At 70.1% G+C, this 22359-nt stretch carries 20 protein-coding genes; 13 read left to right on the forward strand and 7 right to left on the reverse strand.

All coding sequences use genetic code 11. The annotated features are described in order from the left end of the window. Positions 1-48 precede the first annotated feature (48 nt). Entirely contained in the window at positions 49-1935 is a 1887-nt protein-coding gene (locus J2X52_RS01695; RefSeq protein ID WP_310147760.1) for a sigma-54-dependent Fis family transcriptional regulator, read from the forward strand. A gap of 7 nt (positions 1936-1942) precedes the next feature. Here the strand turns inward: J2X52_RS01695 and J2X52_RS01700 are convergent, their stop codons facing one another. Next, the gene (locus tag J2X52_RS01700) at positions 1943-2839 is read right to left on the reverse strand and encodes a LysR family transcriptional regulator (protein WP_310147762.1); all 897 of its coding nucleotides are present in this window, start codon (positions 2837-2839) and stop codon (positions 1943-1945) included. A 109-nt stretch (positions 2840-2948) separates the two neighbouring features. Here J2X52_RS01700 and J2X52_RS01705 point away from each other — a divergent pair, with 109 nt between their 5' ends. Genes J2X52_RS01705 through J2X52_RS01715 form a run of 3 tightly spaced genes read left to right on the forward strand, consistent with a single transcriptional unit; the run spans position 2949 to position 5647 of the window. Continuing rightward, positions 2949-3686, forward strand: a complete 738-nt coding sequence (locus tag J2X52_RS01705) for an SDR family oxidoreductase (protein WP_310147764.1) — start codon at positions 2949-2951, stop codon at positions 3684-3686. After that, complete coding sequence (locus tag J2X52_RS01710) at positions 3686-4192, forward strand: nuclear transport factor 2 family protein (RefSeq protein WP_310147766.1); 507 nt, start codon at positions 3686-3688, stop codon at positions 4190-4192. Before J2X52_RS01705 ends, J2X52_RS01710 begins: the two co-directional genes overlap by 1 nt. A 54-nt stretch (positions 4193-4246) precedes the next feature. Next, on the forward strand, positions 4247-5647 hold the full coding sequence (locus J2X52_RS01715; protein WP_310147768.1) for a hypothetical protein: 1401 nt from the start codon (positions 4247-4249) through the stop codon (positions 5645-5647). Positions 5648-5651: 4 nt separating this feature from the next. On the opposite strand, the gene J2X52_RS01720 is transcribed toward J2X52_RS01715, so the two are convergent. Together J2X52_RS01720 and J2X52_RS01725 are read right to left on the reverse strand one after the other, a co-directional pair. Continuing rightward, positions 5652-6044: a barstar family protein gene (locus J2X52_RS01720; RefSeq protein ID WP_310147770.1), complete on the reverse strand. Its 393-nt coding sequence runs from the start codon at positions 6042-6044 to the stop codon at positions 5652-5654. 90 nt (positions 6045-6134) lie between these two features. Then, on the reverse strand, positions 6135-6437 hold the full coding sequence (locus tag J2X52_RS01725; RefSeq protein WP_310147771.1) for a hypothetical protein: 303 nt from the start codon (positions 6435-6437) through the stop codon (positions 6135-6137). Between the two features lie 174 nt (positions 6438-6611). Between J2X52_RS01725 and J2X52_RS01730 the strand changes: the two genes are divergently transcribed. Next, positions 6612-7052, forward strand: a complete 441-nt coding sequence (locus J2X52_RS01730) for a DUF3597 family protein (RefSeq protein ID WP_310147773.1) — start codon at positions 6612-6614, stop codon at positions 7050-7052. Between the two features lie 85 nt (positions 7053-7137). Here the strand turns inward: J2X52_RS01730 and J2X52_RS01735 are convergent, their stop codons facing one another. After that, entirely contained in the window at positions 7138-7770 is a 633-nt protein-coding gene (locus J2X52_RS01735) for a hypothetical protein (protein WP_310147775.1), read from the reverse strand. Between the two features lie 327 nt (positions 7771-8097). On the opposite strand from J2X52_RS01735, the gene J2X52_RS01740 reads away from it, so the two are divergent. Both J2X52_RS01740 and J2X52_RS01745 read left to right on the forward strand, forming a co-directional pair. Then, positions 8098-8967, forward strand: a complete 870-nt coding sequence (locus J2X52_RS01740) for a type II toxin-antitoxin system RelE/ParE family toxin (protein WP_310147777.1) — start codon at positions 8098-8100, stop codon at positions 8965-8967. A 290-nt stretch (positions 8968-9257) separates the two neighbouring features. Continuing rightward, positions 9258-10265 carry an aldo/keto reductase gene (locus J2X52_RS01745; RefSeq protein WP_310147779.1) on the forward strand — a complete coding sequence of 336 codons (1008 nt, stop codon included), beginning with the start codon at positions 9258-9260 and terminating at the stop codon, positions 10263-10265. A gap of 98 nt (positions 10266-10363) precedes the next feature. Here J2X52_RS01745 and J2X52_RS01750 read toward each other — a convergent pair whose 3' ends face one another. Both J2X52_RS01750 and mgtE read right to left on the reverse strand, forming a co-directional pair. Beyond that, positions 10364-10546 (reverse strand): hypothetical protein, encoded by a 183-nt coding sequence (locus J2X52_RS01750; protein WP_310147780.1) that lies wholly within the window; start codon positions 10544-10546, stop codon positions 10364-10366. Positions 10547-10959: 413 nt separating this feature from the next. Beyond that, a complete protein-coding gene (gene mgtE, locus J2X52_RS01755; protein WP_310147782.1) occupies positions 10960-12363 on the reverse strand; it encodes a magnesium transporter in 1404 nt (467 codons plus the stop codon). 451 nt (positions 12364-12814) lie between these two features. Here mgtE and J2X52_RS01760 point away from each other — a divergent pair, with 451 nt between their 5' ends. The 6 genes from J2X52_RS01760 to J2X52_RS01785 all read left to right on the forward strand — a co-directional run bounded on the left by J2X52_RS01760 (position 12815) and on the right by J2X52_RS01785 (position 21399). Next, on the forward strand, positions 12815-15646 hold the full coding sequence (locus J2X52_RS01760) for a response regulator (RefSeq protein WP_310147784.1): 2832 nt from the start codon (positions 12815-12817) through the stop codon (positions 15644-15646). After that, entirely contained in the window at positions 15643-16029 is a 387-nt protein-coding gene (locus J2X52_RS01765; RefSeq protein WP_310147786.1) for a response regulator, read from the forward strand. Before J2X52_RS01760 ends, J2X52_RS01765 begins: the two co-directional genes overlap by 4 nt. Next, the gene (locus J2X52_RS01770; RefSeq protein WP_310147788.1) at positions 16026-17156 is read left to right on the forward strand and encodes a YaiO family outer membrane beta-barrel protein; all 1131 of its coding nucleotides are present in this window, start codon (positions 16026-16028) and stop codon (positions 17154-17156) included. The genes J2X52_RS01765 and J2X52_RS01770 overlap by 4 nt, the downstream gene beginning before the upstream one ends. Positions 17157-17159: 3 nt before the next feature. Then, positions 17160-18233, forward strand: a complete 1074-nt coding sequence (locus tag J2X52_RS01775) for a HEAT repeat domain-containing protein (RefSeq protein WP_310147790.1) — start codon at positions 17160-17162, stop codon at positions 18231-18233. Next, positions 18230-19630, forward strand: a complete 1401-nt coding sequence (locus J2X52_RS01780; protein ID WP_310147792.1) for a glycosyltransferase — start codon at positions 18230-18232, stop codon at positions 19628-19630. The genes J2X52_RS01775 and J2X52_RS01780 overlap by 4 nt, the downstream gene beginning before the upstream one ends. A gap of 101 nt (positions 19631-19731) precedes the next feature. Further along, positions 19732-21399 carry a diguanylate cyclase gene (locus tag J2X52_RS01785; RefSeq protein ID WP_310147794.1) on the forward strand — a complete coding sequence of 556 codons (1668 nt, stop codon included), beginning with the start codon at positions 19732-19734 and terminating at the stop codon, positions 21397-21399. A gap of 27 nt (positions 21400-21426) precedes the next feature. Here J2X52_RS01785 and J2X52_RS01790 read toward each other — a convergent pair whose 3' ends face one another. Next, positions 21427-22308, reverse strand: a complete 882-nt coding sequence (locus tag J2X52_RS01790) for a hypothetical protein (RefSeq protein WP_310147795.1) — start codon at positions 22306-22308, stop codon at positions 21427-21429. Positions 22309-22359 lie beyond the last annotated feature (51 nt).

The raw sequence follows: 22359 nt of genomic DNA on the forward strand, positions 1-22359 counted from the left end.
CGCTCGCTGTCGCATCCTGCGACAGGGGGCGTCCGCGGAGACACGACGATGCGCCACACCACCCGGACCGACCAGCTTGCACAGGCGCGCCGCACGTTCTTCGAATGGGGTGGCGCGCCGGTGGGCCAGGTCCCTGCGACGATTCTGCAGTCGTGGTCGCGCTGCCGGAACGCGGGCCTGGAAGCGGCGCGCGCGCCGGGCATCGAACCGGTCGACGCCAGGCGTCTGGGCGAGATGCGCGAGCGCCACGAAACCCTGTGGCGGCTGGCGCGGGCAGAGATCGACCTGCTGTCGAGCGATGCCGACGCAACCGGCAGCATGGTCATCCTCACCGATGCCGATGGCTGGATCCTCGACGCCGGCGGCGACCTGGGCTTCCTCGACAGGGCCGGCCGCGTCGCGCTGATGCCCGGTGCCTGCTGGCACGAATCGCGCGTGGGCACCAACGCGATCGGCACCGCGATCCATGAGCGTCGCCACGTCGAGGTGCAGGGCGGGGAACACTACCTGCCGCCGCACCGCATCCTCTCGTGCAGCGCCGCGCCGATCTTCGACCCGCACGGCCAACTGGTCGGCGTGCTCGACATCTCCGGCGATTCCAGTGTGCCGCAACGCCACGCGCTGGGGCTGGTGCGTCTGGCGATCGCGAATATCGAACATCGGTACTTCGACGACGGCATCGCCGATTGCGACCTGATCCGCGTGCATCGCGATCCGGCGCTGCTCGGCTCTTCGCGCGAAGGCCTGCTGGGCTTCCGCAACGGCAAGCTGGTGGTCGCGAATCGCATCGGTCTGGACCTGTTCGGACTCGACCACGACGAACTCGGGCGCGCGAGCTACGACGCGTTGTTCGACGCGCCCCTGTCGCGGCTGCGCAGCGACGGCGCCTTCCACGATCGCCACGGCCGGGCGTTCTACGGCCGTGTCGACAGCGCTGAGCGCCAGCGACGGGCGCCCACTCGCACGCCGATCACCGTCTCGCCGGCCACCCGCCATGCCCGCGACGACGCTCCGATCTTCGATGCCGCCTGCGATGCCGAACTGCAGCGCGCGGTGCGCGTGCTCGACGCCGGCATTCCCGTGCTGGTGCAGGGCGAAACCGGCTGTGGCAAGGAGGTCTTCGCGCGCGAACTGCACCGGCGCTGCACGCGTGCCGGCAAGCCGTTCGTTGCGGTCAATTGCGCGGCGCTGCCCGAAGGCCTGATCGAGGCCGAGCTGTTCGGCTACGAGGCGGGCGCGTTCACTGGCGCGCGCAAGGCCGGCAATCCCGGTCTGCTGCGACAGGCCGACGGCGGGGTGCTGTTCCTCGACGAGATTGGCGACATGCCGCTCGCCCTGCAGCCGCGCCTGCTGCGCGTGCTGCAGGACCGCGAGCTGTCTCCACTGGGTGGCGGCAAGCCGGTGAAGCTGGACTTCGCCCTCGTCTGCGCCACCCATCGCGCGCTGGACGTGGCGATCGACGACGGCCGCTTCCGGTCCGACCTCTACTACCGGCTCGCCCATCACGTGGTGCACCTGCCGCCGCTGCGCGCACATGAAGACCGCGCCGGCCTCGTCGATGCACTCTGGCTGCGCCTGGGCGATGGACGCCGGCTCGGTGACGACGCCCGCGCCGCGCTCGCCGACTACGACTGGCCCGGCAACCTGCGACAGCTGGTGGCTTGCCTGCGCACGGTGGCCGCGCTGTCGGAAGCCGACGCGACCGTGGGGATCGACGGCCTGCCGGCCTATCTACGCCGCGTGCCGGCCCTGAGCCCCGCCGCGCCGGTCACGCCGGCCGCGCCGCCGGGCGATCTGCAGGCGCTCAACCGCCAGGCGATGCTGGCGGCGGTCGAGGCCTGCCACGGCAACGTGGTGCAGGCCGCGCGCAGGCTCGGCATCAGCCGCAGCACGCTCTACCGCAAGCTCGGTCGCGGTCTGCGAGGCGGCCGCTGAGCGGGTTTCAAGCGGGGTCGCGAAACCCGCGCACGTGCTCGATCAGGGCGCGCAGTTTCGGCGGCAGGTTGCGGCGGTCGGGGTAGTAGAGGAAGAAACCGGGGAACGGCGGCAGGAAGGCGTCGAGCACCGTCACCAGTTCGCCGCGCGCGATCCACGGCGCGAACGTTTCCTCGATGCCGAACGTCAGGCCGCCGCCGGCCAGTGCGGTGCGCACCATCAGCAGCATGTCGTTGGTCGTGACCTGCGGCTGCACGGCGACATCGAAATCCAGCCCGTCCTGCACGAACTCCCAGCGATAGGGCGCCACACCCGGCGCGGGCCGCCAGCCGATGCAGCGGTGCGCGACCAGCTCGCGCGGATGCATCGGCGTGCCGTGCGCTACGAGATAGCCGGGCGTCGCCACCACCACTTGGCGCACCGGCCCGGTCAGCGGCACCGCGATCATGTCCTGCTCGATCACCTCGCCCAGCCGCACGCCGGCATCGAAACCTTCGGCGACGATGTCCGATTCGGCGTCGGTCACGGTCACGTCGAGCGTCACCTGTGGATAGGCTTGGGCGAAGCGCGCGACCAGCGGGCCGGCGAGGAAGCGTTCGGCAATCGAGGTCACCGCGACGCGCAACAGGCCGCGCGGTGGGCCATCGTCGAGCGCGTCCTCGAGCGCGGCGCCGATCCGCGCCAGCGGCTGCGCGATCTGCTGGTGCAGCCGGTGCCCGGCTTCGGTCAGCCGCACGCTGCGGGTCGAGCGCGTCACCAGCGCGACGCCCAGCCGGTCTTCCAGCTTGCGCATGCCCTGGCTGACGGCCGAGCGGGTAACGCCGAGGCGATCGGCGGCGGCGCGGAAGTTGTCGTCTTCGGCGACCGCGACGAACACCCGCAGCAGGTTGAAGTCGATGTCCATTGGTTAGCCAATCTAACCACAGCATCCAGCACGGAGGGGATTCTCGCGACACCGGGCGGCTTCTAACGTGGCTGCACCGGGCCAAGACGCCCATCGCAGGAGCTTTCCCATGCAGCAGGACCTCGCCAACCGCATCGTGCTGATCACCGGCGCCAGCAGCGGCATCGGCGCCGCGACCGCGCGCGAACTCGCCGCCCGCGGCGCCACCGTCGTGCTCGGCGCGCGCCGTGTCGATCGCCTCGATGCACTGGTCGCGGAGATCACCGGCACCGGCGGCCGCGCCGAAGCGCGCGCGCTGGATGTCGTCTCGGCAGACGACGTGCAGGCCTTCGCCGACCACGCGCTGGCCGCGCACGGCCGTATCGACGCCCTCATCAACAACGCCGGCGTCATGCCGCTCTCGCCGTTGTCGGCGCGCAAGCGCGACGAGTGGGACCGGATGATCGACGTCAACATCCGCGGCGTGCTGCACGGCATTGCCGCGGTGCTGCCGGCGATGGAGGCGCAGGGCTTCGGCCACGTCATCAACGTCGCCTCGATCGGCGCGCACCAGGTGTTCCCCACGTCGGCCGTGTACTGCGCCACCAAGTACGCGGTGTGGGCCATTTCGAAAGGCCTGCGGCAGGAGACCACCACGCTGCGCGTGACCGTGGTCAGCCCCGGCACCACGACCTCCGAACTCGCCGACACCATCACCCACGCCGGCGCCGCCGAAGGCATGCGCGATTTCCGCCGCATCACGATCGCGCCCGAGGCCATCGCACGCGCCATTGCATTCGCGATGACCCAGCCTGCCGACGTCGACGTCAGCGAGCTGATCGTCCGCCCCGTGGCGAGCCCCTACTAATGGCCGCCCGCACCTTGCCGCAATGCTGCAGGCTCGCCGGGCTCGCGATTGCGATGGGACTCGTGGTGCCGGTGGTGTCCGCGCACGCCGCCGATACGCCGACGCGCACCACGGCCCACGACAACGCCGCGCAGATCCGCGCGGCGTTCGAAGCCTGGCGAATCGGCCAGGGCAGCGTGTTCGATCTGCTCGCCGACGATGTCGTGTGGACCGTCGCCGGCGACAGTCCGGTCTCGGGCACGTACCGCTCGAAGCAGGCGTTCCTCGACGAGGCGGTCGCGCCGATCACCGCGCAACTCGCGACGCCGATCCTCCCGCAGATGACGCGCATCGTCGCCGACGGCGCCCACGTGGTCGTGCTGTGGCAGGGCACCGCCACCGCGCGCAACGGCGACGCGTACCGCAACCACTACGCCTGGCATCTCGAACTCGCCGACGGCCGCATCGTGCGCGCGACCGCCTTCCTCGACACCTGGGCTCTCGCACAACTGCTCGATGGCGCCTGAACCCGCGCCGCGCCGCGCGGCTACACTCGCCGTTCGGATCTGGGGAGACCGCGCATGCAACAGGAGACCGACGCCGCATCGCGGCCCGTCGATGGCACGCCGATGCCGGCCGCGCCGAGTGGCCGCATCAGCTTCGAGCGTCTGCGCGAGCGCAGCGACGAACTCGAACTGCTGATCTCGGGTCTGCTGGTCTTCGGTCTGTTCACCGTGCCGGGCCGGTTGTTCGATATGTGGGTGTCCAACACCGTCCACGCCGACGGCGTGGCGCAGTACGCGATCTGGTTCGGCTTCGCGGTCGGGGTGGGTGTCAGTTACGCGCTCGCCGCCGCCTTCATGGTGCACATCGCGATCCGCGGCTACTGGGTCGGCCTCATCGGTCTGAAGGCGACGTTCCCCGATGGCGTGCGCTGGGACCGGCTCATTTCGATGGGGCCGGTCTCGCGGGAGTTCCAGCGCGAACAGACCGGCGATATCGGGCAGGCGATCGAGCGCGCCGACCGCATGGCGTCGATCCTGTTCGCAATGAGCATCCTGATGGCGGTGACCATCGCCGGCATTGGCGTGTTCGCCGTCGCACTGATGGTGCTCGGTAGCCTGACCGGCGCACTGTTCGGCATGGCCGACCGGGTCGCGCTGATCGCGGGCGGTGTGCTGTACCTGCTGTTCATTGCCGGCGCGGTAGCGATCGTGGTCTGCGAGAAACTGATCGCACGTCGCGAGGCGGCCGGGCGCACCAGTGACGGCCCGCGCCGCGCGCTGCGCCGGCTGCTGCGCCTCTACGGCGTACTGGTGCCGCAGCGCCTGGTGGGACCGATGCAGCTCACGCTGCAGAGCAATCTCAACGGCCGCGCATTCCTCGTCGTCTACGGGCTGGTCATCGGCGGTGCGATGCTGATCGGCGGCCTGCAGGTCATCAACTCGATGAAGTTCTCACTGCTGCAGGGCTACGACGTCGTCACAGAGGAAGCCGTGGATCACGGCATGCTCGGTGCGCACTACGAGAACATGCGCGCCGAGCATGATGCGCTGCTGCGCTTTCCGATGATTCCGTCGGACCGCATCGCCGAAACGCATTTGCGCCTCTTCATTCCGCACCAGCCGCAGCGCGACAACGTACTCGCGCGTCGTCTGTGCGCGAGGCTAATCGACGGCCGCAACACGGCCGAAGGCGCCCCCGCTGCCCGCAATGCGATCGACTGCATGGCTGCGATGTGGACCGTGACCCTCGACGGCGTCGCCGTGCCGCTCGACGACTTCGTGCCGATCGAGCGCCGTGACCTGGGGATGCGCGGACTCGTCGGTTATATCCCGCTGGGCGAGCGACAGCCGGGGCGCCACAACCTCGCACTGACCTGGAACGCTGGCGGTGGCGAAACCGGCAAACAACGCCGCCGCGATTACCGCATCCCGTTCTGGTTCATCCCGCAGATCGCCGAGCGCGTGCAGCGCGATTAGGGCGTCAGCGCGGTTCGAGCGTGATGTTCGGATGCGCGGCGAGGATCTCCAGCACGAGATCGAAGAACGTCGGCCCGCCGCCGGCCTTGAGTGCATCGAGGTCGCGCCGCATGCGTGCCTTGTCGTAGCGGCCCTGCGTGTCGAGCTTGTCCTGCAGCCACGCGCGGGTGGCGTCGACGCCGAGCGCGCGGCGGTTCCGCGCGAAATCCGTCCAGACCAGGGTCACCGGCGCGTCGCCATCGAGCGCGCCGTAGCCGCCGTAGAGCATGTCGTCGAGCGCATCGAGACTGTGGCCAAGCGACCAGTCGGCGTCGGCCATGAACACCCGGTTGACCTCGTCGTAGAACGAAGCGAGGTCGTGGATGCGGCTGCCGTCGAGACGCAACCTCTGGGGCATGGATACGTCCAGGGCGAGATGAGGTGGTGCGACGCCATCATCGCGGCGAGTGCGTGACGGCGTGCTTGGGAATGGACGGTCGGGGCGGCGCTAGCTGGAAACGACCAGCGTCGACGCACACACGGCATGCGGGAAGCATTCGACGTGGAGCGAAGTCGAGGGATCGCTCCGCTGCGGCAATTCGATTTCGATCGGGTACGACGCCTTCGGCGCGAGCCACGCGAAGAGGATGCCGGCGGCAAACATCAGCACCAGAATGAAGACGAGGATGCCCAGCAGAACCTTGATGCCCCGGGACGGGGACGCCACACGCTTCGGGTCGCCACATCGCGGGCACGCGATCGCGCGGTCGCTGATCTCACGCTGACATTCCTTGCATCGCACCAGGGCCATCGGCACATCCTTTCAAAAAGCCAGTTCGCGACGGACGTTCATCGGCCGCGCCGCATCAGCCTAGCGCGTCATGCACGCAGCATTCGAGAAGCGTCATCACAACCGCACGCTTCTTTCATGCGGCCTTTGCGAACGCGCGCCCACACTCGCGCTCCCTTCACCGGAGTTACCCGCATGGGCCTGTTCTCAAAGATCGCCGACCGCATCTTCGGTCGCAAAGACGCACCCGCACCGGCAGCCACGCCGGCCGCACCGGCCAAGCCGGCGGCGGTGATCTTCACCGGCAGCGAGCACGACCCCAAAGTGTCGCCGCCTTCGCACAACCCGGCCCCTGCAGCGCCGACGTCGCCTGCCGAACCGGTCGACGTCGACGCCGTGCTTACTGCCATGGCGGCGGAGAAGGGCGGTGCGAGCGACTGGCGCCGGTCGATCGTCGATCTGCTGAAGCTGCTCGATCTCGACTCCAGCCTCGAGGCGCGCAAGGAACTCGCCGCCGAGCTCGACGTCAACGCCGGCGCGCACGGCAGCGCCGAGCAGAACCTCGCCCTGCACAAGGCGGTGATGCGCAAGCTGGCCGAGAACGGCGGCAAGGTGCCGGACGACCTGAAGGACTGAGACCGTCGAAGCTCCACGTTGGATACCGGGCCGGCGCCCTGAAAGCGCCGGCCCCTTGCGTTGCGGTCAACGCGGGCGGACGCGCTCAGCCGCGGCCGGCAGGCTTCACAGCACTATCGATCGCGCCGTCACTGCCATGCGCAGCGCGCACCTCGAACAACTGGCCGCCTTCGACATCGGTCATGAAGAACTCGACCGTGCCATCCGCAGCGAACTGCGGCGGATGGAAGCTGTAGCCACCGCGCTCGATCGCGCCGCGATGCGCATCGCTGGAAATATTGGCTTCGGCCTTCGGCACGCGGCCCGACGGCACGCCCTCGCCGAACGCCGCAACCGCTTCGGCCCACAGCGCGGGGCTCGCCTCGTCACCGCAGGCGTCGAGCACGCGCGCCAGCGCGTCCGCTTCGCCACGGCCGACCACTTCGTGGTCGTGCGGCACCGCATACGTCTTCGTCGAGGCTGACAGCACATTGTTCGAGCGCACGCCCACCAGGCGGCATGCACCGGCGGCGCCATTCGGCACGTCGGTCACCACGACAACCGCTACCTGCCATCCATGGGCCTCCGCAGCCACTTCGGCCACGCGCTTGCTGGTCTCGTCCATCGTCTCCGCCGTCGTTTCGGTTGGGGTCGCGGCGGGCGCAGCCGCCTGCTGCGCGCACCCGGTCGGGGCGACGATCAACAGGCAACAGCCGGCGGCGTGGATCAGCGTGCGCATGGGCGATTCGCATCCTTTCGCAGTGAGATCGGCCACGCCGCGCTTCAACGACCGCGCGGCATGCATCACCACCCTGCAACCTGCAGCGCGCGGCGTCCATCCGGACAGGCCCCAGATGTGCGCACACGAGATGAACGGGGTCGGGCGACGTCCGCCGATGCCCGCGACGCGCAGGCGCACCTGTCATCACCCGGCACCTGCACGCCGGCTGGATCGCGACCTGCGCCGCCCCGCGCTTGCACACCCGCGCGCGTTACGATGCCGGTCCCCACGCCGCACCTCCAGATTCCGCATGAAGGCCCGCACCTCCGACGCATTGCAGGCGGCATGAGCAAGGCGTTCCGCCGTCCGGAGGGACGCGCCCCATCCCGCAATGAACGTCTGCAGCCCTGGTTCGCCGCGCTCGTCAGTGCGGTGCTGCATGTGTTGTTTGCATATCTGTTGCTGACCTCCCAGCCGATCGTCTTCAAGACGCCACAGGGGTCGTCGGCCGGCAGTCCGATGGCGGTCGAGTACATCGGCATCACCCCGCCGCAGCCGGTGACCGCGCCGGTGCCGAGTCCGCCGCCGCAGACGCCGCCCACGCAGGCAGCGCCCGTGACTTCGCGTGTGCAGACCACGCGCGTCGACGAGCCCGCAGAGCCGCTGCCGCCCGACGAAGCCGCGCCTGTCGAAGCGCTCACCGAAGTGCGCCCGCCGCGTCCTGCGCCGCCGGCCGCGCCGACACCGCCGCAACCCGTGCAGTCGCGCGCCGCGGCCAGCCCGCCCGATGCACAGCGTCGCTCGCGCGTCTGGGGCCAGCCGCCCGGCATGCTGCCCGAGGCCACCGCACCGGTGAACGCCGGCCGCGAACGCACCGCGCGCATCGGTCAGGGTCGCGGCAACGATTCCACGTCCGACCAGCCCAGCCTCGAAGTCGGCGGCTACCAGGTGATCTACGACACCACCAGCGAGACCCGCCTGCGCGAGTGGCGCGACGAAGGCGTCACCGAACTCTTCATCCCGCTGCCGGGCACGCGCGACTACATGGTTTGTCCGCTGGAGACCGCGCTGCGCCGCGAGTCCAGCGACTGCCGCATGCTCGCACCGGAAGATCCGCAGATGGCCAACGTCCGCGACGCGCGCGAGGTCATTGGCTTCCACCGCGTGTACCGCCGCGGCGAAGTGGTCTGGCGCGGGCCGGGCCCCTACCGCTGACCCGATGACGCCGCCGGCGGGGCGTCGTCGCACCCGCCACATCCGACTGACGAACACCCGGTCGCGCGGACATGCATGGCCGATCGACTGCGGATGGCGGTGCACGCCCGGCCGTCGACGCGCAGCGCCGGCGCGCGGGCCGTGCACAGGCGCGGACAGGCCCACGCGAGCGCCGCCCAGGCCGCGCTTTCATGAATCCCCACACGCCGTCACGACGTTCCGTGAAGGTCGCCGGCGGCACGATGGCGCGTCCATGCGGCCTTGCCGCGACGCTTCCCCCAAGGAGACCCATGGCACTCACCGACATCCTGCCCGGCACGCTCGGCTTCGGCACCGCGCCGCTTGGCAACATGTTCCGCGACATTCCCGATGCCGAAGCTCGCGCCACGGTCGACGCCGCGTGGGACGACGGCATCCGCTACTTCGACACCGCGCCGCTGTACGGCGCCGGCCTGGCCGAGCTGCGCCTCGGCGAGGCGCTGGCCGAACGCCCGCGCGCCGACTACGTCATCAGCACCAAGGTCGGCCGGCTGATCCTCGATGAGAAAGAGGACGTCAGCGCCCGCGACCAGGGTGAGAAGGGCGGCCTGTTCGCACACGGCCGCGACAACCGCGTGGTCAACGACTACAGCTACGACGCCACGCTGCGCTCGATCGACGACAGCCTCAAGCGCCTGCGCACCGACCGCATCGATATCGCCTGGGTGCACGACGTGGCCCAGGATTTCTACGGCGACGAGTGGCTGGAGAAATTCGAGAGCGCGCGCACCGGTGCGTTCCGCGCGCTGGACCGTCTGCGCGACGAAGGCACGATCAAGGGCTGGGGCCTCGGCGTGAACCGCGTCGAAGCCATCGAGCTGCTGCTCGACCTCGACGAGCCGAAGCCGAACGGCTGCCTGCTCGCCGGCCGCTACACGTTGCTCGACCACGACCGCGCGCTGCAGCGGCTGATGCCGCAGGCGGCCGAGCAGGGCGTGGGCATCGTCGTCGGCGGGCCCTACAGTTCGGGCGCGCTGGTCGGCGGGCCGAACTTCGAATACGCGCCGGCGCCGCAGGCGATCCTCGACAAGGTCGCGCGCATCAAGGCCATCGCCGACCGCCACGGCGTCAGCATGAAGGCCGCCGGCTTGCAGTTCTCGCTGGCCAACCCGGCCGTCGCCGCGGTAATTCCCGGCGCCAGCAGGCCCGGCCGCATCGCCGAGGATCGCGCCGCGCTGGAGGAGACCGTGCCGGCTGCGTTCTGGCACGAGTTGCGCGAGGCGAAGCTCGTGCACCCGGATGCGCCGCTGCCGGGGTGAGCCCTGCAGGTGATCGCGCCGGTGCCTGCCGCACCGGCGCCGTCACCGATGATCGAAGCGACATCGGGCCCGATGCGGCACCCGTTAGACCGGGTGAGTCAGTGCACGGCGTCGGCCCCCTTTGTCGCGGCGCCAGTGAATGCACTACCGGCGACGTCGCCGGCCCGCCAGCCGCGGTCGGCATCCAGGCCGGTTAGCCACCAGCTGTGCGCATCAATGCGCAGCGGCCCGCGCACGCGCTCGTGGAAGCGCGTCGGCATCTGCGCGCGGTAGCCGGTCATCGTGGTCCGGTAGCGGGCATCGGTGACCACCGGCTCGATGCGCTGACGCGCCGGATCAATCTCTCCCAGCGGCCTTCGCTCGCGTAGTCAGGTCGCCCGCGCGCGCAGGTCGCCGGCGTGCGCCGCCACAGCGCGGCGGCGCGCGGAAAGTCGGTCGCGCAGCCGGTCAGTCATACGCCGACCGTCAGTACCAGCAGAATCCTGTCCAACCCATGCATCGCAGGCGCTCCTTCGAATGGCCTGCACCGCTTACGGCGCGACCGGCCCGACGGATCACGCGCAGACGGGCCGCACGCCGTCGGGCCTGTCGTGGCCGCTCCGGAACACGCCGCGGTGTGGCGTCGTTTGCGGATCGAAGCGGCAACCGGAACGCGTCTCCGGCGCCCGGTGTCCCCGCCGCCGCCGCCGCCGCATCACGGCCCCAGCAGCGCGCTCGCGATGCCGAAGTACACCAGCACGCCGGCGACGTCGGCGATCGAGGTCACCAGCGGGCCGCTGGCGGTCGCCGGGTCCAGCCGGAACTTCGACAGCGCGAACGGCAGCGACATGCCGATCAGGCTGCCGATCAGCACCACCACCAGCATCGTGATCGCCACCACCAGCGCGATGTCCGGGCCGCCCCGCCAGACGCCGATCGCCGAGATCGCCACCGCCATCGTCACGCCCAGCAGGCCGGCCACCAGCACCTCGCGGCCGAGCATGCGGCTCCAGTCCTGCGCGCGCACGTCGCCGGTCGCCAGCGCGCGCACCATCAGCGTGGCCGACTGCGAGCCGGCATTGCCGGCGCTGGCGATCAGCAGCGGCAGGAAGAACAGCAGCGCCAGATGCGAGGCGATGGTGTCCTCGAAATGCGCGATGCCGGCGCCGGAGAAGATGTTGCCGAACACCAGCAGCACCAGCCAGAACACGCGCAGACGATAGAGCTGGCGGATCGAGGCGCCGCGCACCGTGCCGGGCAACCGGCCCGCGGTACCACCGGCGAGCAGCGCGTCCTCGGTGGCCTCGGCCTGGGCCACGTCCATCGCATCGTCGGCGGTGACGATGCCGACCAGGCGGCCCGCGTCGTCGAGGATCGGCAGCGCGATGAAGTCGTACCGGCTGATCAGCTCGGCCACGGTTTCCTGGTCGTCGCCCACGCGCGCGACGATCGGATTGGACTGCATCAGATCGGACACCCGCGTTTCCGGCGCGGCCGTGATCAGGCTGCGCAGCGAGGTCACGCCGATCAGCCGGCGCCCGGCGTCGATCACGTAGGCGGTGTAGATCGTCTCGGTATCGGGCGCCACCCGGCGCAGTTCCTCCACCGCCTCGCGCGCCGTGAGGTCCGGTGCCAGCGCGGCGTAATCGGAGGTCATGATCGCGCCGGCGGTGTCGCGGCCGTAGGCGCTGAGGCGGCGGATGTCCTCGCGTTCGGCCTGGGCCAGCGCCGGCAGCACCTGGTCGCGCAGGGACGCGGGCAGGTCGTTGAACAGGTCGGCGCGTTCGTCGGCCGACATGTGTTCCAGCAGCTCGGTGAGCGCGGCGCGCGGCAGCATCGCCACCAGGCCGGACTGCACCGGCAGAGGCAGATAGCCGAACACCTCGGCGCGCTCGGCCGGCGCCAGCAGCGGCAGTGCGCGCGCGGCGCTGCGGGTATCGAGATGGCTCAGCGCCTCGGCCACGTCGGCGGCCAGCGCGTCGGCCAGCCAGGTCTGCAGCAGGTGGCAGTCGTCGCGTTCGAGGCAGCGCTCGATCTCCTGCGCGGCACGCGCGGGGTCGAAGCGGTGGTCGGACTGGGCCAGGCGAGGGCCGAGAAGCGGATTGCGATGTTCGATCATGATTCGTCCTTCGCCAACAGGCGCGGCGGAGGACGAACGGGCATTACACGGCCGTCGTCTCCCCCACGCAGCCGTCGGCGCGCTGGGTTGCGGATGCGGTTTGTCGGGGTCGACTGTCAGTGTCCATGGGCGGGCAGATGCGGCGTGGCCGAGTCCGTGGAAGTGTATCGATACACGCGTCCAGGCGACACCGCGTCGCGTTGCAGCGCGCGGGCACGGCATTGCGCATGTGCGCGCCCGTGGCGCAACGCAACGTGCATCGCTGTCGCGGGCGCGTCGGATGAAGCGATGCGCAGCGTCGACGCGCATCTGTGACGTCGGTCGCGTCGCGAGGCGTCCGATGCCCGACGCGAAGCGAGGCGTCGTTCGATCGGTCGCGCCTCCGATCTACTCACGGTACTTTGCCAGTCCACCGATAGCATCGGTGTCTCGCTCGCCACGGAACTTTGCATTGCGCTTTCTGTCCGGCACGACCCTGCACAACCTGGGCTTCGCCGCTGCCCTTGTGCTGCTGAGCCTGCTGGCCTGGCAGGGCAAGCGCGCGCAGGACGTGCTGTTGGACGCCAACAATGCGGTCGCCGACAGCCTCGAACTGATCAACGTCGTACAGGGCATGCTCTCCGCGCTGCAGGACGTGGAAACCGGATCACGGGGTTACATGCTGACCGCGGACCCGGAATACCTCGAGCCCTACCGCGACGGTCGCGAGCGCTTGAGCCACCTGCGCGCACTGCTCGGGCACATGCTCGCCGGGCCCGATCGCGCGGAGTGGCTGGCCGAACTCGACGCAAGCATCGCCCGGCGCGTGGAGATCGCGGCGGCCAACATGAAGCGCCGCGATCAGCTGGGCCTCGAACAGGCGGCTGCCGCGATGGCCGCCTCAGGCGCGAAGGAGGCCATGGACGCGCTGCGCGCGCAGCTCGGCGAACTGGAGGCCGAGGAGCGGCTTCGGCTGGCGGCCGATAGCGCGCTCGCTGAAAAAGTGCTGGAGCAGGGTCGGCTGCAGGCCGTCGGCGGCAGCGTGATCATCGGGTTGCTGATGATCTGGTTCCTCATCGCGATGAACCGCAACCTGCGCCGGCAGGCCCAGCTGGCGCAGATTGCGCGCGCGGGCGAAGCCAGGCAGAACGCGCTGCTGCGGGCGGTGCCCGATGAGCTGTATGAGTTGCACGCCGATGGCCGGGTCGACGTGCTCTCGCAATCGGAAGGCAGTCGCGCCGCGGCGCCGCCGGCGCTGTGCGCAGTGTTGGCCGAACACATGACGCGGCATCCCGATCGCAACTTGATCGTCCTCGACTGGAAGGATGGCCACGGGCACGATCACGAGGTGCGCATTGCACGCGCCGAAGGGGGCGAGAGTCTTGCCATTGTCCGCAACGTGACCGAAGCCGCCCGCGCGCGTCGGCGCCTGCGCGACCAGCAGGCATTCCTGCGCAGCGTGGTCGATGCCGACGAGAACCTGATCTTCGTGCGCGATGCGGCCGGGCGGGTGCTGTTGTGCAACGAGGCGTTCGCTGACCTGCTGGGCCTGCGTCCGGGCCAGGTCGAGGGTCAGCGCGTACAGGACATCGTGGGTGGCGACCTGCTGGCGCCATTGCTCGACGGCGATACCGCTCTGCTCCGTGAACTGCCGGAATTTCCCGAACTGCGTCGCGCGCAGCTGGCGGTCAACGATGCCAGTGGACGCGAGCGCTGGTTCCAGTTGCTCAAGCGCCCGATGATCCTCTCCGATGGACAGCGGCTGGTGCTGGCGGTGGCGGTGGACATCTCCACCAGGCGTCAGGTCGAGCGCATGAAATCCGAGTTCATCTCCACCGTCAGCCACGAGCTGCGCACGCCGCTCACCGCGATCCGCGGCGGCCTGTCGATGGTGGTCGGTGGCATGGCTGGCGCAGTCCCCGAAACCCTGCGTCCACTGCTCGACATCGCCTACAAGAACAGCGAGCGCCTGGTCCGGCTCATCAACGACATCCTCGACATCGAGAAGCTCGAAAGCGGCCGCATCGCCATGCACCTGCAGAGCGTTGCCCTGCGTCCGCTGGTCGCGCAGTCGATCGAGCACATCGCGGGCTATGCCGGCGAGTTCCAGGTCCGCGTCCGTCTGCAACCGGGCGAGGACGGCGACGTGGAGATCGACACCGACCGCTTCGCCCAGGTCATGGCCAACCTGCTGTCGAACGCGATCAAGCATTCGCCGCCGGGCGAGGAGGTCGTCGTCGAGGTCGCCAAGCGCGAGCGGGTCATGGAAGTCGTCGTCGCCGACCGGGGCGCGGGGATTCCGGAGGCCTTCCGGGCGCGCGTCTTCGAGCGTTTCGCGCAGGCGGATTCTTCCGACGTGCGCACCCGCGGCGGCACGGGCCTGGGGCTGGCGATCACCCGCTCGCTGGTCGAACAACTGGGCGGCGAGATCGGCTTCGATACCCAGACCGATCACGGCACACGGTTCTTCGTGCACCTGCCGCTCGCGACACGCCGTGCACTGCCGCCAACCGGTCCGGAGGACCGCCAGCGCGTGCTGGTGCTCGACGGCGACACGGCCGCGGCAACGCAGTTGGCCGCCATGCTCGACCAGCGTGGCTATGCCGCGGTGGTGGCCGACTCCGCCGCGCAGGCACGGCAGGTGCTCGCTGCCATGCCCGTGCACGCGCTGACCATCAATCTGGCGCTGCCGGACGAGGACGGTCTCGCCTTCGTGCACGCATTGCGCAGCCAGGCGGCCTACCGGCATCTGCCGGTGCTGGCGCTCGGCGTCGAGCCACCTTCCGCCGAGCGCGATGCCGTGGTCGGCGGGGCGGTGGGCCTGGTCGACTGGTTGTCCAAGCCGCTCGAGCCCACACGCATCCTCGATGCGGTACGCGCCTGCCTGGGCGGCGCCGATACGCCGATCCACGTCCTGCATGTGGAAGACGACGCCGACCTGCGCGCGCTCGTGGCCACGCTGCTGGCGCAGGAGCGCTTGACGCTGCATGCGGCCGGCAGCCTGGTCGAAGCACGCACCGCGCTGGCCCAGCGCCACCATGATCTGGTCATCCTCGACCTGATGCTGCCCGACGGCGACGGCAGCGAACTGCTGGCCGAACTGGCTGCCGCCAGCCCGCCGACGCTGGTCATCATTTTTTCGGCGCTCGATGCCGACACCGCCACGCCCGATGCCGACAGCGGCATCGTGCTCCGCCGACTGGTCAAGTCGCGCCACAGCGGCGCCGCGCTGGCCGGCGTGATCGGCGATTACCTGCGCAACTGGCCACCGCGCACTGCATCACAGGGAGATCCACCGCCATGAACGAGCACGCCGCGCCCCGGGTCCTGGTGGTCGAGGACGAAGAGGACATCGCCTACATCCTGCGTTTCATGTTCGAGCGCGAGGGGTTCGTCGTCGACCACGCGGCCGACGGCCGCGCGGCGCTGGCGCGGTTGGAGCAGGATCCGCCGCACGGCGTGGTGCTCGACATCATGCTGCCGTACCACGACGGCATCGAGATCGTGGAGCGCCTGCGCGCGGTGCCGGCGTGGCGCACAGTGCCGGTGCTGATGCTCACGGCCAAGGCGCGCGAGGTCGACATCGTGCGGGCGCTCGATCTGGGCGCTGACGACTATGTGACCAAGCCCTTCCAGCCCGACGAGGTGGTGGCGCGGATGCGGCGTCTGCTGCGGAGAGCCGCATGATCGCGTGTCGCATCGCGCTGCCTATGCTGCTGGTGTTGCTGTCCGCCCAGGCACCCGCGCAGGACCTCGCCGCGGTGCAGCCGCGTATCGACGCGGGGGACTACGCGGGCGCCGAGGTGCTGCTGCGCGCGCGCCTGGCCCAGGCACCCGGCGATGACGAGGCCCGCTTCCAGCTGGCCCGGGTGCTGGCCTGGCAGCAGCGCGCGGCCGAGGCCGTACCGCTGTATCAGGACCTGCTCGCACGCGAACCGGGCAATGCCGACTACCTGTTCGGTCTGGCCCAGGCCCAACTGTGGTCGGGCGACCGCGCCGGCAGCCAGGCCAGCGTGGCGCGTCTGGAAGGTCTCGCCCCGGCGCATACGGGCCTGGACGGGCTGCGCCAGCAGGCGGCGCCGCAGCCGCCCGACGCCGGCGCCCCGCCGCAGGCGCGCGGCGCAGCACCCGGCAGTCGCGAGGTGGGCTACACGTTCCGCTACGACCGGCTCACGCAGGATCTCGCCGCGTGGCGCGGTGACCGGATCGAGGTCAACGGGCGCGACGGCGACGGACGCGCCTGGTATGCCGCCGCCGCGCGCGAACGCCGCTTCGGTCTGGCCGATACCGGTGTCGAAGCGGGCATCGCGCTGCCGCTGGCGCCGCGCTGGGCGCTGCAGCTCGACGGCGGCGGCTGGCCCGGATCGGATTTCCAGCCGCGCTGGTTCGGCGACGTACGGCTGCAGCACGCCTTCGACAGCGGCACCGTGCTCGCGTCCAGCCTGCGCCGCACGCGCTATCCCGAAGTCACGGTCGACCGGCTCGCGCTGGCCGTGGAGCAGTACTGGGGTGACTGGCGGCTCGGCTACACCTTCAATCGCACCGACGTGGCCGGCAATCGCGTCAGCGGGCACGACGTCGCGCTCGACCGCTACTACGGGGACCGGGATGCCATCGGCCTGCGTCTGACCTCGGGCAGCGAGGACGCCCTGCAGGGCACGGATGTCGTGGCCACTGCCGTGCGCGCGCTGGCGGTGCAGGGGCGTCATGGGTTCGCCGACGACTGGGCGCTGCACTGGGGCGTCGGTTACGTGCGTCAGGGCGCGTTCTACGACCGGCGCTGGGTGCAGCTGGGCCTGCGGCGGGCGTTCTAGGCCATGCCTGCATGGCTCGCCATCGCGATGGAAGATCCGGTCCTGCGCTGGGCGCTGTACGTGGTGGCCGCGCTGACGGTGGTCACCCTGCTGACCATGGTCCAGGTGCTGGTGCTCGCGGAACTGGGCGCGCGACGGCTGGCGCGGCGCCGCGCGTTCGACGACGTCTGGCGGCCCCGTCTTGCGGAGGCGACGCTGCACAACGCGCCGCCGTCCTGGACGGCACCGGTAGCGGACGAGCGTCTGTGGTTCCTGTTGTTGTGGTGTCGCACCCAGCGCAAGCTGCGCGGCCAGGCCCATGACCGCCTCAATCGCCTGCTGGTGGACTACGGTCTGCATCGCGCGGCGCTCGACCTGCTGGGGCGACGCCAGATCCATCTGCGGCTGGTCGCACTGGCGGTGCTGCGCCAGGTCGGCGGGCCGGAATCCTGGGACGGGGTGGCGCACTTCCTCCAGCATCGCAATCCGCTGCTGGCGCTTGCGGCGGCCGAGGTGCTGGTGACCATCGATCCACACCGGGCCATGGCCGAGGTGTTGCCGGTGGTGGTGGTGCGGCGTGACTGGACGCCGCAGCGGATCTCGGCGCTCTGCCAGCTGGCCGGGCGTACGGCCGTCTCCAGCCCGTTGCTCGCCGCCCTGCGTGCGGCATCGCCCGAACAGGTGCACCGGCTGGCGACCCTGGCGCAGTGGGGAGATCCGGCGCGGATGGCCGGATGGGCGCGCGCCGCGCTGGGCACGTCACCCGATCCGCGCGTGCGCCAAGCCGGATTGCAGGTGCTGGGCGACCTGCGCGACGACGTCGATCACCCAGTAATGCAGGCCGCACTGGCGGATCCCGATGCCGACGTGCGCCTCGCCGCGCTCAAGGCTTTGCGCAAGCAGGCCGCACCGGCCGCATTGGAGACCCTGCACGCACTGCTGTCCGACCGGAGCTGGGCCGTGCGCCAGGAGGCGGCGGATGCCATTGCCGCGCAGCCCACCCTGGATCGGGTCGCGCTGGAGCAGTTCCTGGACACGGTCGAGGACCGCTACGGACAGGACGCGTTGCGGCGGGCGATCGAGGAGCGCCACCCATGAACATCGACTGGTTATGGTGGACCCAGGCGTTCTTCATCGGTTACTTCCTCGCCCTCAACGGCGGCTATCTCGGCCTCAACCTGCTGGCGATGGTCAGCCTGCGCGGTTACATGCGACAGCGCAGTGCGCTCGGCGACGAGGCCCCGTATCTCGGCGTCGAGCCGCCGATCTCGCTGCTGGTGCCCGGCTACAACGAAGAGGCGACCATCCGCACCTCGGTGCGTTCGATGCTGCAGCTTCAATACCCGGATTTCGAGGTGGTGGTCATCAACGACGGCTCGCGCGACGGCACCCTCGATGTGCTGCGCGAAGAGTTCGATCTGGTGCTGCAGCCGCAGCCCATGCGCCGCACCGTGGACCACAAGCCCATCCTCGGGGTCTACCGCTCCCGGCGCTACGCCAACCTGCGGGTGATCGACAAGGAGAACGGCGGCAAGGCCGATGCGCTCAATGCAGGCATCAACGCCGCCCGCCACATGCTGTTCTGCGCTGTCGATGCCGATTCCATCCTCCAGCGCGACAGCCTGCTGCGCGTGGTGCAGCCCTTTCTCGAGGACGAACGCACCGTGGCCGCGGGGGGCACCGTGCGTCTGGCCAACGGTTCGGAGGTGCGCGGCGGCTTCCTGGTGCGCGCCGGCTTGCCGCGCAACTGGGTGGCGCGCTTCCAGATCGTCGAATACCTGCGCGCGTTCCTGCTCGGGCGCCTGGGCTGGTCGCCGCTCAATGCAGTGCTGATCATTTCCGGGGCCTTCGGGCTGTTCAACCGCGAGCGCGTGATCGCCGCCGGCGGATACAGCACCACCACCGTGGGCGAGGACATGGAACTGGTCATGCGCCTGCACCGCTACCACCGCGAGCGCCGCATTCCGTATCGCATCTGTTACCTGCCCGATCCGATCTGCTGGACCGAGGCGCCGGAGGACCTGGGCACCCTGGGCCGCCAGCGCAGCCGATGGCAGCGCGGCCTGGCTGAAAGTCTCACCCGTCACGTCCGCCTCGCCTTGAGCCCGCGCGCCGGCGCGGCGGGTCTGCTGGCCTGGCCCTTCATGACCCTGTTCGAACTGATCGGTCCGCTGATCGAGCTCGTCGGCTACATCGTGATGGTGGGCGGCTTCGCGTTCGGCGTGATCTCGCCCACCGCGCTGGTGGTCTTCCTGCTGGTCGCCATCGGCATGGGCATCCTGCTGTCGGTCAATGGTCTGCTGCTGGAAACGCTGTCGTTCCGGGTCTATGCGCGCAAGCGCGACATGCTGCTGATGTTCGCGATGGCGGTGCTGGAGAACTTCGGCTATCGCCAGCTCAACACGCTGTGGCGCTGCCGCGGCATGTGGCAGTGGTTCTCGCGGCGCAAGCACAACTGGGGGGTGATGCGGCGCAGCGGCACCTGGGGGCAGTAGACCCGCGATCGCGTCGTGCAGCGGGGACGGGACCGCAGGGCTAAACTCCGCCGCGCTGCGGCCGATGTTCTATCGGCGGGCCCGACCGCGACGGGGGATGGATGCGCTGGGGCGTAGTGGGGGCGCTGTTGCTGGCGATGGCACTGTGCGTGGAGGCCTTGGCGGCCACCGCGCCGGCTGCGCGCGTCTCGGTCTCGGCCGGGCCCATGGGCGCCGACGAGATCGCCACCGTGCGCGCATCGCATGCCTGGCGCGACGCCGGCGGGGTGATCCGCAGCGGCAAGGACAGCCAGTGGTGGCGCATCGACGTCGACGCCGGCCCCGCGCCCACGCCCGGCCTGTGGATCGTCGCCATCCGCGAGGCCTATGACGCACAGCTCGTGGCCTATGCGCCGCCTGACTATCGCCCGCGCCCGCTGGCGACCTTCGACCCCGCGGTGCAGCAGATCGGCTCGCGCCAGCGGCTGACGATTCCGGTGCCGGCCTCGGCGCTCGACCAACCGGTGTTCATTGAAGTGTCGCGTGCCCGCGCGCAGCCCATGGGCGTGGCAGCGCAGCCGATGCAGGCGTTTCTCGCCGCCGACTACGCGCGCGTGCGCTTCAGCAGCGCCGTGCTCAGCGCCCAGCTGCTGCTGGCGATCGTCGCGGCCATCTTCGCCTTCGCACTGCGGCGCTGGATGCTGCTGCTGTTCTGCATGTGGGTGCTGTCGGCCGCGGCCTACCTGGTGGTGATGAGCGGCGAGGTGGTGCCGCTGGCCCCGTGGCTGCCAGCCGAGCAGGCCATGCGTGTGGCGGGGCTGGGCATCAGCCTCGGTCTGCTGTCGGCCTATATGTTCTTCTTCGTGCTGCTGCAGGTGCGCAGCCGGTATCGCCGCATCGCACGTCTCTACCGGGGCATCCTCTACGCCTGCGCGGTGTTGCTGGTCACGCTGCCGTTCATTCCGGTCGACGCGTTCACCTCCCACGTCGTCAACGCGCTGCTGCTGTCGCTCGGCGTGCTGACGCTGGGCATGGGTGTCGCCCGCGCGCTCGCGGGCGACCGGGAAGCGCTGTATTTCCTGGCCGGCTGGGGCCTGGTGTCGGTGGTGGCGATGACCCGCGCGCTGTATTTCCTGCGCGAGGCGGGCACCCCGGAATGGCTGGGGTATCTGCATCCTGCCGCGGACGCTGTCGCTGCACTGATCCTGGTGCTGGCCACCGCCCGCGCCGCCCGCTACGCCGAACGCGAGATGGTTTCGGCGCGGCGCAGCGCGATGACCGACTCGCTCACCGGGCTGCCCAACCGGGCGCAACTCGACGCCGGCGTGGCGCGGCGCATGCAGGCGGCCGGCGGACACGCAGCGCTGGCCGTGCTGTTCGTCGATCTCGACTATTTCAAACAGGTCAACGACCGTTTCGGCCACGATGTCGGCGATGCCTGCCTGCGTGCGATGGCCGGCATCCTGCGGCGCCAGGTGCGGGCCGGCGACCTTGTCGCGCGCTACGGCGGCGAAGAATTCGTGGTGGTGCTCGACGGCGCCGGCAGCGGGTCTGCGCTGCGCGCGGCCGATGAACTGCGCGCCGCCGTAGAGACCGAAGGCCGGGTGGTCGGCGCGCACGCAGTGGGCCTGACGGTCTCGATCGGCGTGGCCCTTCGCTGCCCCGGTGATGATGTCGCCCGCCTGCTCAAGCGCGCCGACCAGGCCCTGTATCGCGCCAAAGGCGAAGGTCGCAACCGCATCGTCATCGACACCGGCGAAGCATCCGTCGCGCACGCCGTCACCAGCTGATCCCGCGCGCCACGCACCGCGGCCCCGTCAGTCCCGTTCCCGCAATACATCCGCAGGGCGGGCCGCGGACCCGTTGAAACCACCCTCGGCCACATCGCCCGCCGTCCAGCCTCGGCCCGCATCCAGTCCCGTCACCCACCAGGTGTGCGCATCGATGCGCAACGGGCCGCGCACGCGCTCGTGGAAACGCGTGGGCAGCATCACACCGTCTAGCGCGCGGTAGCCCGTCATGGTCGTGTCGACATGCGCACCCTGCGTCGAGGGAAATCCGTTCAAGGTCAGGTGTACGCGATGCAGCAGATGCGTCTGCGCATCGAACCACGCGATCACCGTGTCGTTCGCGGCCTCGCCGAAGCCCGGCGCGATCTCCACCCGGACACGCTGATAACGCGTGCCGGCATCGTCGACATCGGCCATGCGCGTCGCCTGTGTTGCGCGCGCGGCCAGGAAAGAAGGCCCGAAGTGAAATAGCTCGAACGCATCGGTGGTCATCGCCGCGGCCTGCAGGATCTCCGGGTCGGTCGTGCGCACGCCGTCGTAGTACACCTCGATGTCGCCCGGCCTGCGCACCACCTGTTTGATGCCCTTCGGCCCCTGGTAGCGGATCGCATGCAGGCCCTGGGCGGGCGCGTAGCGCGTCTCGGCCGTGACCCGATAGCCCGCATCCGTGACCACCGGCTGGATGCGCTGGATCAATGATTCCCAGCGTCCATCGCTCGCGTAGTTGAGGTCCGCCGCGCGCGTGCGCAGGTCGCCACCGTGCGCGTCCACGCCGCGCGCGAGCACGGCCGCGCCGTCCAGGCCGTCCTCCGCCGCATACGGCGCGGTCGCACGCGGAAAGCCGGTCGCGCAGCCGGCCAGCCAGGCCGCCGCCATCAGCACCCCTAGAGCTCGGATCACGACATGCACGGCAGCACTCCATCGAGAGGACTCCAACGCTTACGCGCGCCGTCGCGAATT

Origin of the sequence: Luteimonas sp. 3794 (genome assembly GCF_031456825.1) — a bacterium.
Lineage (GTDB): Bacteria > Pseudomonadota > Gammaproteobacteria > Xanthomonadales > Xanthomonadaceae > Luteimonas.